Annotated in this window: 10 protein-coding genes and 1 tRNA gene; 3 read left to right on the forward strand and 8 right to left on the reverse strand. The window is 59.7% G+C overall.

What is annotated here, in order from left to right; translation table 11 throughout:
• Positions 1-152: 152 nt before the first annotated feature.
• The 4 genes from V1290_RS13920 to V1290_RS13935 form a co-directional block, all read right to left on the reverse strand.
• Positions 153-2,057, reverse strand: coding sequence for a DEAD/DEAH box helicase (locus tag V1290_RS13920; RefSeq protein ID WP_334364940.1), 1,905 nt, complete (start codon positions 2,055-2,057; stop codon positions 153-155).
• A gap of 188 nt (positions 2,058-2,245) precedes the next feature.
• A complete protein-coding gene (locus V1290_RS13925) occupies positions 2,246-3,088 on the reverse strand; it encodes a HamA C-terminal domain-containing protein (protein WP_334364941.1) in 843 nt (280 codons plus the stop codon).
• A 1,549-nt stretch (positions 3,089-4,637) separates the two neighbouring features.
• A tRNA-Glu gene (locus V1290_RS13930) sits at positions 4,638-4,712 on the reverse strand.
• A 126-nt stretch (positions 4,713-4,838) separates the two neighbouring features.
• A complete protein-coding gene (locus V1290_RS13935; RefSeq protein ID WP_334364942.1) occupies positions 4,839-5,177 on the reverse strand; it encodes a hypothetical protein in 339 nt (112 codons plus the stop codon).
• A 70-nt stretch (positions 5,178-5,247) separates the two neighbouring features.
• Between V1290_RS13935 and V1290_RS13940 the strand changes: the two genes are divergently transcribed.
• On the forward strand, positions 5,248-6,261 hold the full coding sequence (locus V1290_RS13940; protein ID WP_334369017.1) for an RluA family pseudouridine synthase: 1,014 nt from the start codon (positions 5,248-5,250) through the stop codon (positions 6,259-6,261).
• 215 nt (positions 6,262-6,476) lie between these two features.
• The gene (gene rpoH, locus V1290_RS13945; protein ID WP_334364943.1) at positions 6,477-7,373 is read left to right on the forward strand and encodes an RNA polymerase sigma factor RpoH; all 897 of its coding nucleotides are present in this window, start codon (positions 6,477-6,479) and stop codon (positions 7,371-7,373) included.
• Between the two features lie 238 nt (positions 7,374-7,611).
• On the opposite strand, the gene V1290_RS13950 is transcribed toward rpoH, so the two are convergent.
• From V1290_RS13950 to V1290_RS13965, 4 genes are all read right to left on the reverse strand, one after another.
• Positions 7,612-8,235 (reverse strand): peptidoglycan recognition protein family protein, encoded by a 624-nt coding sequence (locus tag V1290_RS13950; protein WP_334364944.1) that lies wholly within the window; start codon positions 8,233-8,235, stop codon positions 7,612-7,614.
• A 35-nt stretch (positions 8,236-8,270) separates the two neighbouring features.
• Positions 8,271-9,494 carry a GGDEF domain-containing protein gene (locus V1290_RS13955; RefSeq protein WP_334364945.1) on the reverse strand — a complete coding sequence of 408 codons (1,224 nt, stop codon included), beginning with the start codon at positions 9,492-9,494 and terminating at the stop codon, positions 8,271-8,273.
• A gap of 765 nt (positions 9,495-10,259) precedes the next feature.
• On the reverse strand, positions 10,260-10,877 hold the full coding sequence (locus V1290_RS13960) for a LysE family translocator (RefSeq protein WP_334364946.1): 618 nt from the start codon (positions 10,875-10,877) through the stop codon (positions 10,260-10,262).
• A gap of 50 nt (positions 10,878-10,927) precedes the next feature.
• On the reverse strand, positions 10,928-11,329 hold the full coding sequence (locus V1290_RS13965) for a response regulator (RefSeq protein ID WP_334364947.1): 402 nt from the start codon (positions 11,327-11,329) through the stop codon (positions 10,928-10,930).
• 153 nt (positions 11,330-11,482) lie between these two features.
• Here V1290_RS13965 and V1290_RS13970 point away from each other — a divergent pair, with 153 nt between their 5' ends.
• A complete protein-coding gene (locus tag V1290_RS13970; protein ID WP_334364948.1) occupies positions 11,483-12,328 on the forward strand; it encodes an SDR family NAD(P)-dependent oxidoreductase in 846 nt (281 codons plus the stop codon).
• Positions 12,329-12,540: the final 212 nt, after the last annotated feature.

A 12,540-nucleotide genomic window follows, 5' to 3' on the forward strand; every position in this document is an offset into this window, starting at 1 on the left:
AGGTCTTACGCGTGGTCTAGTAACTGATTTGTTTTCATCTCGGCAGGTTTCAAGCAGAACGCCTTCGTAATGGTCGCCTATCGAGAAATCCTGATCGTCGTCACCCAACAATCGTCTCCTTAGATCAGCGGCCGGAATCGATTGGCCGACATCTATGCAATGCCGCGTGCCAACAATTGTAGCTCAAACGGACTCAGCGAATTTCGAACTGGATTGCTTGGTACCTCCAGCGCTTTCCTAGAGGCACCCACATCGTCGACTGGAAGGTGGCGCGAAAGGCGCTGCACAAGCGGCAAAGGAACGCCGAATTCATCTAATGCCCGCAGTTCCCCTGGCAAAAAGAGATTTTGGAGTTGCGAAGCGTACACGCGATAATTTGCAATATCCTCACCGAGAACCGCGTCCACAACATCGTTCAGCGCTCGAAGGACTTGCGGAAATGTATACTCTGCTCCTCGCATAAAATTGAAACAGCGATCAATCTCTGGCTGGGCTTCTAGTCCTTTTTTGCTAACCAACCCGTCGAAATAGCTGCGAATCGAGCCGCTGGTACGCAATCGATTGGCGAACATAGCCAGTTGGCGGGGCGAACGGATATCATGCTTCTGGAATTCCAGAATGTTCCACGGGGCATTGAAAGTCGCTTCGATTTGATCAAACGTCGGCAGCCCCTTCCAAAATAACAACGAGTTGGAGTCGTCGGCTTCATCTCGGATACGATCTGCGAGTGCATTTAACCCGTCAATTCCAAACTCGGCCCACGTTGAAAGAACTCTTGTCGGAAGGGCGCTTGCTTCGGAGATTGCGCGCTTTCGTCGCCTCGCAACAGGCGTCAATGCATCATCTTGTAACTGGAGCAGCAATTCAGGAGCCATTAGTTCATCGGCATTGAATAGCGGAACGCGGACGTCAAATTGGGTTTGATCAGGAGGGACATTGTAGAGAAAAACTTTTCCAATATTGTGTTTAAACATTCGGCCTGCGCGTCCTTTGATGTTATCAAAGGTGAAGCGATCTAGCTTGCTCGTGCTAATATTGCGATCATATATAAATACGTTTTCAGCTGCGGTGTTAATGCCTTCGATCATCGAAGATGTGCAGATTATCGCGGCGATGTCAGTTTGGTTGAAAAGCGAAATCATCAGATGAGCGATTGAGCGAGGAATTCGACCGTGATGTATTCCTATGCCTTTAGCGACTGCGCCCGCCAATATCCATTCAGGGTGAAAGTTTTCACGCAGCCATTCGGACAGACTCACGCAAAATTCCGAATGGCGGATCAATTTCGACTTGATTAGATGATCTGCGAGACGTGCGGCCGCTGGCGGTGATTGCACGTAGATTAGAGAGCTGGCGCGTCCGACGGAGACAAGGTCCTCGACCAGCTTTTCAGGGCTTGGACCAACGTCCGTTCTGTCGATGATATCCGCCGTTACGGGGCTGTACCTTGTTTTGATGAACTCCACGCCCGGACGGAAGTTCGCGGCGTTTGGGACATCGTCTATCGACGGTCCGAGGAAGTAAATCTGCTTTGCTCGTTTTCCGTACCGGGCAAGGATTGTATTTAGCGCTAGTGATCGTTTGTCGTTACGATCCAAGTCAAGTTTGTAAAATTCATCGATGATGAAGAGATCGATCCGATCTAGGTCTTCCCGTTCTAATAATCGCTCTTGAGTTCCTATGAAAATTGCCTGTTTAGTCGAACGCTGTTCAGCGCTCCGAGTAATAACTTGATAGTCAGGAAACCGTTGCTCCATTCTGCGACGAAACTCATCTAGAAGTGCTATTGTCGGCACGACGGCAACAACAGTCGTCGGAGCGCGATAGGCCACCAACGCATCGATTAGAAGGCTTTTCCCGAAGCTAGTTGGAGCCGAGAGAATGACGCTTCGTCCCTCTGCGAGTTTATGAAAAACTACTGCCTGTTCGATATGGAAAACGATATCGGGAAGCCCCGGCGCTCGCATAGTTTCGATAGCAAGCTCATCGCGCCAGTTTGCACTACGCCCGACGATATATGGATATAGACCGGCTTCACGCGCAATTGCGTCAATCATACTGCCAACGCCGGGCAGCTTCTTATCGAACTCCGCTCGACGGTCAAGAAGGCGAATTATTAAGTCTAAAGCATCCGCCCGATTGCTGTCGGACCTCTGAAAGAAATACGCCACTGAGCGGGCTAGCGAGAAGATGTCATCGCTTGTGTAGTCCGTTTTAGCGAATCGAAGCAGCAACTCGTTATGGGTCATAGGAAGGATTGAACTCGACGGTTGACGGCTGACTCGAGTTTGCCCTTGCAATCGAGCGGGATGAAGATCACGACAAAATTAACTTCTGCCGGAATGCGCTCGGCAAAATATTTTTTAGCGGCGTTCAGTTCATCTGTTACTGACGATAAGTATTCCTTGCTCCGTTCGCTAGATAGCTTTGTAGCGTCGAAATCAGCCGCGATGCAGATCGGGACCACGATGCGCTTTATGATTTGGTCAAGTGAGGTTTCTTCCTCGAAGAGCCAAGCAAGTTCTCTTTCATAAGGAGCATGTTCATCAATCTTCGGCCCGATCAGAGCCTTCATTTCCGTGAGGAAATCAGGACTCCAGAGGGGCTCGACGGAAGCGAGCGCTTTGTACCGGGCAGCTTGAACGTCATCGTACAGCTTTGCCTCTCCGAGCCAAAGCTCAAGCTGCCCCTCTTCGTTCATTAGTACGTGCACAACGTCAACGCTTGTTACACTGTCGTTTGTACGCATCTTGTAGAAAAGGCGCGCAACGAAGGGCGCTGTGCCGAACTCCTGCCGACATGCTGCATGGAGCAGAATTTCACCGACCTCGCCGCGCTTTGAGGGATCATCAGTATCGAACAAGCGTCGGCAAGAACGCGCGAGCGTTTTACTTGGTTCGAACAAGAATGCTTCCCGTTCTTTCGGCCTAAGTGCGACATCTGGCAACCAATCGAACAAATGCTCTGCAAGCTGCCGGTAGCGCCACGTCCCCATTTCGAAATCGGGACACAGTACGATGCTATCGCGCTCTCCCGGAATTTCGGCAATCCGCTTGAGCAGCTTGGCAGGCAACGGAAAGCTGACCATTCGCTAACAATTCCGGGCTTTTAAAATCTGCAGACTTGCAATGTTATTGGGATACTACCCGCTGTTGCAGTTTCGGCAACTCCTGCTAGTGGAATACTTGTAGATGAGCTGCCTCGTTGCGCCGCAAAATGGCGACGCGTTCGCTCCTACCTTTGGGTCAAACCTCTGAAGGGTATGGCAGCGGCGATCGCGCTCTCGGTCTGCGCGGCACGGCTCCGTGCTGCGATAGAGATGTCTTGGGACATACCACATCGCTTACGCAGGGTTCTGCCCTGCGAATTCTGCTGCCGTTTGATCGTTAAACGAGCGCACGGGTGCGTACTCTTGAGTAGTATTCTCGGCGCCGCTCATAATATTCGCCGCTGCTGCCGACGGACTGAATCCAGATTGCCTCGGCATCGCAGGCAACGCAGCCCTTCGGCGGGACGCGGTGCGCGTTCTTCACGAAAGGATCGAATACGTGGTCGGGAATATAGACATTCAGATGGGCGTCAGGCCGAGGCGTCGCTGTGGTAGGACGCTCGCGCACCCATGTGCAGGTTAGGCCACGCGCGCCTCGTTCTCTCAAAAAGCGGCCAGCTGGCTTTCGTTACTCCCTCAGCGGGTCCCCGTGAATTTCGTCGCGTCCAGGGTGCGGGGCCAATTGATGTCCACGGCTGTGTTTAGCGGAGTTGATGCGGCGAAGTCCTGTGGCGCGAAGATTGGGGACACTCACCCCGAATGCAGTCCGACCACCCCTTCCGTGATCCGTATGGCATTCGGCACGCCAATTGCTCGCGCACGGTGCGCGAATCACGCCGGTCCAGTATGGGGGTAAGAAGTCTTTTAGGATCGAGAGGGGCTGCCGCTGGAGAACTAGGCGCGAACGGGTTAACCATTAAAATCTCACTCGGAATCCCCAATATGCGAACACAAACTTGGCAGGTTCCAGCTTGTGTTGGTTAGTTTGTTCTCGGTACTTTGTTGCGGGAATACCTCGCCGAGGTAATTTTTTGATGTCCCACGCGCCTTACCCCCAGCCTGCCCCCGCCGTAGATTGGGTTCACCGAATTTTCAGCTAAGTGCTGGGGCCGCAAACAAGGACTCGAACCTGTGACCCCTGAAAGGCTCGCGTATGCTCCAGACCCTTCGGTGGCTACTAAGCCGGCTACCTTCGGCTTCCTTGCAAATCCCGTAAAAGGCCAATAATTCTTGCACGGTAAGTAGTAGCTAAGTGTTGGCGCGCCCGAAAGGATTCGAACCTCTGACCCCCAGATTCGTAGTCAGGGGCTAATGGGATTGGCTCACTCTGCTCAATTTGGGCAATAGCGCTTGGATGCGCCGATGCAGAGGTTTCAGAAAGCCATATGAGACGCGGCCGCGACCCGGCGGGCTTCTTCGCGCACAGATCGGGTGCCCCTTCAGCGACCTTCCAAAGGCTCTCGGGGAGCACCACTTCGGATTTTGTGCGATGGATGCGCGCGTTGCGCAGCGTCTTCCGAGCGCCTGCCCGGATATTGGACTCGCGTTGGACTCGCGCGGTGAAGATCTTGCTAAGTCATTGAAATCATGGCGCTCCCTAGGGGAATCGAACCCCTGTTTCAGCCTTGAGAGGGCCGCGTCCTAACCGCTAGACGAAGGGAGCGTGTGCTTCAGGGAATAGCCTCGAAATGTGCGGTCGGCAAGGCAAGTCTGAAGCCTTCGCACGGGTGGTTAACCCTGTTGCTTCGGGTCCTCGTGCCGACCCGGCGCACACCCGATCCGCCCGGCCTCAGGGTTCATTGACGAATTTGAGCTTTCCGGCGGGTTTCAGCGTCTTGGCGTCGAAAGTGCGGATTTCGGTCGCCCCGCTTATATCCAGCGTCAGCACCAGCCGCTCGCCGGCCACCGCCGTCGAGACGATGCGGGCGCCCCTGGGCAGGGTTTCCGTGATGTCCGTCGTGCCAGGGGTGGGGCTTCCCTCGCCGCGGTAAAGACGGTACCCGACGGCGATCAGGACCACGGCCACCGCGAGCGCCGAGGTCAGGCCCGCGATCAGCATCATCCGCCGCACCCGCGCGATCAGCGCGGCCTGTTCGGGGGTCGGTTCGGGCGCAACGGTATCGGTCATGCAAGGCTCTTTAGAGCATGATCCGGAAAAGTGGAAACCGGTTTTCCGAGAGGATCATGCGTCAAACATGATGGAACAGAGATCATCGAACGGCGGTCAAAGGCTGGAGGTCACCGTCGGCGGCGACGAGGGATCGCCCCGCCTCGACCGCGTGCTCGCGGTGCTCCGCCCGGAACTGTCGCGCTCGCGGTTGAAGGCGCTGATCCTGGCCGGTTCCGTCACCGTCAAGGGCGCCCCCATCCGCGACCCCGCTTATCATGTCGCGCGAGGCGATACGATCACAATCGATGTCCCCGAAGCCGCTCCGCCGGAGCCTTTGGGCGAGGATATCGCGCTCGATATCGTCTATGAGGACGACGACATCATCGTCATCGACAAGCCCAAGGGGCTGGTCGTGCATCCGGCCGCCGGCCACGAAAGCGGCACGCTGGTAAATGCATTGATCGCGCATTGCGGCGCCAGCCTTTCCGGCATCGGCGGCGTACGGCGGCCGGGCATCGTGCACCGGCTCGACAAGGACACGACGGGCCTGATGGTGGTTGCCAAGAACGACCACGCCCATCAATCGCTGACCGTGCAATTCGCCGATCACGGCCGCACCGGTCCGATGCAGCGCGGCTACATGGCCTTCATCTGGGGCGTGCCCAACCGCCAGCGCGGCACGGTCACCGCCCCGATCGACCGGCATCCGTACGCCCGCGAAAAAATGGCGGTGCGCCCGGGCGGACGCGAGGCCGTCACCCATTGGGTATTGCAGGCGGCCTATCAGGGGCGCGACGGCAAACCGGTCGCTTCCCTCCTCGCCTGCCAGCTCGAGACCGGGCGGACCCATCAGATCCGGGTGCACCTTGCCCATATCGGCCACCCCCTGATGGGCGATGCCGTCTATGGCCCACACTTCAAGACCAAGGCGCGCCACCTCGGCCCCGAGGGCCAGGCGGCGCTGGCCGCCCTCGGCCGGCAGGCGTTGCACGCTTATCTGCTTGCCCTGGAACACCCCCGAACCGGAGAACTTTTGCATTGGGAGGCGCCCCTGCCGGAGGATCTCATCCTTCTGCAAAACGCCCTGGAAGCGGCCCTATGACGCAGGCCTTTCAGGAAACTTAAGCTATGCCAATAGCTTATGGCTGCCACACGGGGACGTGACGTCAGCATTCCTTCCCTATTTGTTCGTTTTTTGCTATGTTGCATATGCGTTGAATATCCAACGCGGAACATCGCAGCCTGATTGGCTTTAACACAGCGATCACCTGCCGGGCCCGCCGCTATCGGGGGCCTGAACCACTGGAGGGCGCTCAAATGGCCCGTACAGCTACGTTACCGGTTCTCAATGGAGAATCCGGTCTCTCTAGATACCTCGCCGAGATCCGCAAATTTCCGATGCTGGAACCCCAGCAGGAATACATGCTCGCCAAACGCTGGCGCGAGCATGACGATCGCGACGCGGCACATCACCTTGTCACCAGCCATCTCCGGCTCGTGGCCAAGATCGCCATGGGCTATCGCGGCTACGGCTTGCCGATCTCTGAAGTCGTTTCAGAGGGCAATGTCGGCCTGATGCAGGCGGTCAAGCGGTTCGAGCCCGAGAAGGGTTTTCGTCTCGCCACCTACGCCATGTGGTGGATCAAGGCCTCGATTCAAGAGTACATTCTGCGTTCATGGTCGCTCGTGAAAATGGGAACCACCGCGAACCAGAAGAAGCTCTTCTTCAACCTGCGCAAGGCGAAGAGCAAGATCTCTGCGCTGGACGAGGGTGATCTCCGCCCCGATCAGGTAAAGCTGATTGCCAAGCGTCTCGGCGTGACGGATCAGGACGTGATCGACATGAACCGCCGTCTCGGCGGCGACGCGTCGCTCAACGCGCCGATCCGCGACGACGGCGAAGCCGGCGAATGGCAGGACTGGCTGGTCGACAACTCGCCCAACCAGGAAGCCGTGATGGCCGAGCACGAGGAGTTCGATCATCGCCGTCAGGCGTTGAACGGCGCCATCGGCGTGCTCAACCCGCGCGAACGCCGCATCTTCGAGGCGCGGCGCCTGGCGGAAGAGCCGATGACGCTGGAAGACCTCGCCGCCGAATTCGGCGTCTCGCGCGAACGCGTGCGGCAGATCGAGGTCCGCGCTTTCGAAAAGGTGCAGTCGGCCGTCAAGGGCACGATTGCCCGGCAGGAAGCCGAACTCGAAGCCGCGCACTAATTCGCGGCAGAGGTATCAAGTAACGAAAGCCGGCGGCAACGCCGGCTTTTTGTTTTTGGGGGTGCTGCTCCACCACGCTGTCGTCCCTGCCTCCGTGCGCAATCGCGCACTTGGCGCAGGGACCCATACGCCGCGGCCCGCGGAAATGGCACATGCGGAGAAGGCTTTGCTTCAACGACGAAGTGCAGTGGTTATGGGCCCCTGCGTTCGCAGGGGCGACAAGCTTGATGCAGCCCGCCTACTCCTCCCACTCCCGCGCCATCTTGGCCAGGGCACAGCCTTCGCAATAGCGCGCGTCCTTGAAGTCGATCCAGTTGTGCGCATAGACGCGATCGATGGGAATGCCGTAACGGGCGCGCAGCACCTTCACCAGGATTCGCCACGCCGCTACTTGCGCATCCGTCGGGCCCCGCGTCACATCAGGATAATTGCCGGCGAATTCGACGCCGACTGAATTGCTGCCGACCACCTGGCGATAGGTCGGGCCGTTGTCGATGTACTTGTTGTCGTTGCGGTTGGCGCCGTCGCCATGCGTCGGAACGAGATGTTCGCCGACCGCCCAGTACACCGTGCCGTCGGTTTCGACCCATACCATGACGCCGCGCCGCGTCGGGTCCTTCGATTGCGCCAGCGCGCCACCGCGCGCGGAGCCAGCCGGCCCCTCGGTCTGATGCACGATGATGTTGCGCCAGGGATGGGCCTTTGCGAGATCGCCCCATGGCGCCAGCCAGACCATCTTCAAGCCGGGAATATCCGGCGTGCCCGACGAACGCGCGATCGCGGCGAGGTCGGGCGATTGCGCGCAGGCGCAAGCAGGAAGCGACAGAGCGAACAATACCGCCGCGACGACGCGAAAATTCATGACCGAGGTCCAGTGACGAACCTTAGTAGCACGCCTCAGGCCCGCTTGCGGAGGGCCACGTCCGCGGCCGTTTCGGCTTCAGGCACCAGCGGCGGCGCCGGATCGTAGACAGCAAAGCCGTTTCGGCCGGCCTTCTTGACGTCGTACAGCGCGTGGTCGGCGGCAGCGATCAGGCGATCGGGGAAGCCGCCCATCTCGCGGGTCCATTGGGCGACGCCGATCGAGACGGCGATCGGAATGTCGTTGCCGGTGCATTGTTCGGCGTCCGCGCGGCAGACCTCCAGTACGCGGCGCGCGATCATCGCGCCCTCGCGCAGCGTCGAGGACGGCAACACGATGCAGAACTCGTCGCCGCCGGTGCGTGCCAGCATGTCGCCGGGCCGCAGCCGGGTTTGCGCCATCAGGGTGAAATGCTGCAGGCAGGCGTCGCCCGCGGCGTGACCGTAGGTATCGTTGATGCCCTTGAAGCCGTCGAGATCGATCACCAACAGCGCGAAGGGCTGACCGCTGCGTTCGGAGCGCGCGCACTCTTCCGTGAGCCGCTGCACCAGATAACGGCGATTGCCGACGCCGGTAAGGTCATCGAGCAGCGCCAGATCCGCGACCTCGTTGCGCAACCGGTCCATCGCCATCAGCAGGAAGCCGAAATTCAGCGACATCGACAGGAACACCAGCACCAGGATGACGACCGACTGCGCCGGGGTGAAATGCATGTAGGAGAAGCCGGGCCCCATGCCGGTGACCGCGCCGGTCAACCGAGCCGCGAGAATGATCATGATGATGATGGTGACGACGCCGGCCAGCCGGGCGCCCGGATTGGCGCGCCCTTCGTGCGGAGTCAGCAACAGCTTCAGGCCCATCGCCATCGGCAGTACTTGGGCGATCGTAAAGACGGTCATCCGCGCTGGCACGCTGTCGTAGACAAAAATGAAAAAGGACAGACCGACAAAGGCAAAGCCGGTGGTCAACGCGGTGCGAAGCCACGAAACGGGCCGGGTGAAGAATTTCTGAATTCCCATCGTGGCAAGGCAGATCGCCAGTACCAGCGTGGTGCCGGCGAACAGCAACGGCACGAGAGAATCCGGGAAGACTACGCGCAGCATCGCCATCGCAGCGCCCGCCGCCGCCGTGAACGCCGAGCCGGTCCAGAACCGCGCGGCCTCGAACGACGGATAGCATCGCATGACGTAGGCCCAGATCAGGCCCAGCGCGAGAAAATTGATGACGAACACCGTCCACAGCGTAGGAACGCTCAGCATCGCGAACTCAGGACGCGCGCGCGTCCCGTCTCCCCTGTTATCTCACGACCGCCTGGGACTTTCGCGCGCCAGCCTTCTCCCACGACAATCCCCGTCGTCTTACGGACAAAATGCATCTGCGCCGCTTAACGGACCCTGAGGGCCGCCGGCCAATCCAAACCGTGGTTTTGAATTGATGAAGATCGCGCGCGTTCGGACATCGTTAAGCATGATGCGCGCGCATGCGAGCGGCAGCGGCGATGCTCGTTTCGGCAAAAATCGCATCAAAATGCATAACAACTGTGGATAACGTGATGACACCGCCATGACGGCACGCGGCAGCAGCCTGCGAATCTGCTGGGATCGTGTGCGAGGATGTTGCGAGGCTGGCCCTCCGCCAAGCATGCCTCGGTGTCGCGTTTCAATCCATGAAAACCTTGAGAGGATACTATGGCTAAGAAAGCGAAGAAGGCGAAAAAGGCGAAGGCCAAGAAGGCCAAGAAGTCGAAGAAGAAGTGAATTTCGGCCCGGGTGGAGTGCTCAGCTCCGCCCGGGCTCCCAACTCCGGGTTAGTTTTGGAGAATGGCGGGCCGCGGGTCCGCCTTTTTGATTCCGAATCTATTCGCCGTCGTCCCTGCGGACGCAGGGACCCATAACCACAATCCTTCGTAATAGATGAAGATGTCCGCCGCGGTGCCCGAAGAGAAGCCGCGGCGTATGGGTCCCTGCGTTCGCAGGGACGACGGAAGGGCAATGTTCGGATTGTCGCCGCGCGCGGCGCAGGCGTCACCGCTCCGCAAGCGCCAGCTTCGCCCCGAGCGCGGCAAATCCCGCCGCAAAGCTGCGGCGCAGCCATGCCATCACCTTCGGCCGGGTGATGACGCGGTCGCGCATCGCGGCCGCAAAGAGGCCGTAGAGCGCGAACACCGCAAACGTCATCGCCATGAACGCTGCGCTCAATTCCAGCATCCGCGCCAGCGGATGCGGCTCGTCGAGCGCAACGAATTGCGGCAGGAAGGCCAGGAAGAAGATCGAGAGCTTTGGATTGAGGATGTTGACCAGGACGGCGGTCACGATGACGCGCCGGCTGGAGCGCGCCTTCGCGGCCGGGCGCGTGTCGATGGCAAGCGCGCCCGTCTCGCGCAACGCCTGCCAGGCCATGTAGAGCAGATACGCCACGCCGCACCATTTCAGCGCGGCAAAAGCCAGAGCACTGGTGTGCAGCACGGCGGCGAGCCCGAGCATGGCGGCCAGCATATGCGGCACGATGCCGAGGGTGCAGCCGAAGGCCGCCGCGGTACCGGGCCGCGCGCCCAGCGTCAGCGCCACCGCCAGCGTGTACAGCACGCCGGTGCCGGGGGAAGCGACCACGATCAGCGAGGTCAACAGGAACGACAGGGTCATGCCCTGCTATTAACACGACGACATTTGGCGCGAAAGCAGGGCGGCGGCGCTCACGGGCGCGGTCCGCCGCCGTGCTCTCGTTGATAGACCATGCGCTCCGCCTCGCGGATCACGTCGAGCGGCGCCCAGGGCTTGGCCCAGAACTGCACGCCGTCGGGCAATTCCTGATGCAGCGGCTTGCCCGAGGTGACGATCACGCCCATCTCGGGATTGTACTTCCTTGCGATGTGCGCGAGTTCGACACCGTCCATGTTGCCGGCAAGCTGCACGTCGGTCATCATCAAGACCAGACTGCCGGCAGCGCGCTCCAGCACCAGTTCAGCGGCCTCGGCGCTCTCGCATTCGATGACATCGACCTCACTCTCCTCCAGCAGCAGGCAGATCATGTTCCGCTGCATCGGGTCGTCCTCGACAATGAGGGCCGTTGCGCGATGGGGTTTGGATTGTCCCATGTGAGCCTCCTCTCAGGATCGCGTCGGCTGGCGATGCCGCCCCTCTGTCGGGTATTCGACACTAAGCGCGGAAACCGCTTTATGGTTCGGTTCCAATTTGCGAAAGTTTGCGGGAACCTACCTGTTTTCGACCTGCAAGGAGTTCGATCCGACATGACTGCGATATCTGGAAGCACGGCCGCCGTGACCGGCGCCGCCAGCGGCATCGGCCGCGCGCTGGCGCTGGAACTGGCCGCGCGCGGCTGCGATCTCGCGCTCGCCGACCGCGACGAGGCCGGGTTGCAGCAGGTGGCTGCCGAGATCGGAAAAGCGAACAAGCGCAAGGTAACGATCCACCGCGTCGACGTCGGCGAGCCCGCCCAGATCCGGGAGTTTGCCGACGCGGCAATCGCCGCGCATCCGGAGCTGAACATCGTCATCAACAATGCCGGCGTCGCGCTGCTCGGTGCCTTCAACGAGGTCGACCAGGCGCAGATGGAATGGCTGATCAACATCAACTTCTGGGGCGTGGTGCACGGAACGCGCGCTTTCCTGCCGCATCTATCGAAGCAGCCCGAGGCGCATATCGTCAACCTCTCCTCGATCTTCGGCATCGTCGCCCCGCCCGGCCAGACCGCCTATTGCGCCGCCAAGTTCGCGGTGCGCGGATTTTCGGAAAGCCTGCGGCATGAGCTCGCGATGGCGAACAGCCCGGTGAAGCTCTCGGTGGTGCATCCCGGCGGGGTCCTGACCAACATCGTGCGCAACTCCCGCACCGGCAACGGCATCGCCGACAATGCGCGCCGCGCCGAATCGATCGAACGTTTCGACGCGATCGCCAGGACCACGCCGCCGGCCGCGGCGCAACGCATCATTCTCGGCATCGAGAAAAACCAGCCGCGCATTCTGATCGGCAACGACGCGAAGTTCATGGACCTCTTGCAGCGGTTTCGCCCGGCGACCTATTGGGCGGTGTTGGCGAAGCGGATCGGGAGGGTGGCGGAGGAGAAGGGGAAGTGAGCTTGAGGTGGCGCGCGATCTATCAAATGTCGTCCCTGCGAACGCAGGGACCCATACGCCGCGGCAGTTCTTGTTACAAAAGACAAGTTAACTACGACCTCGCAAAACAACTTCGGCCGGTGGCTATGGGTCCCTGCGTTCGCAGGGACGACGGAAGATTTTCATGTTTGAGATCGACGAGCTGACATACATCCGCGTTCTCGCGACGCATC

It is taken from the genome of Bradyrhizobium sp. AZCC 1578 (assembly GCF_036924675.1).
Lineage (GTDB): Bacteria > Pseudomonadota > Alphaproteobacteria > Rhizobiales > Xanthobacteraceae > Bradyrhizobium.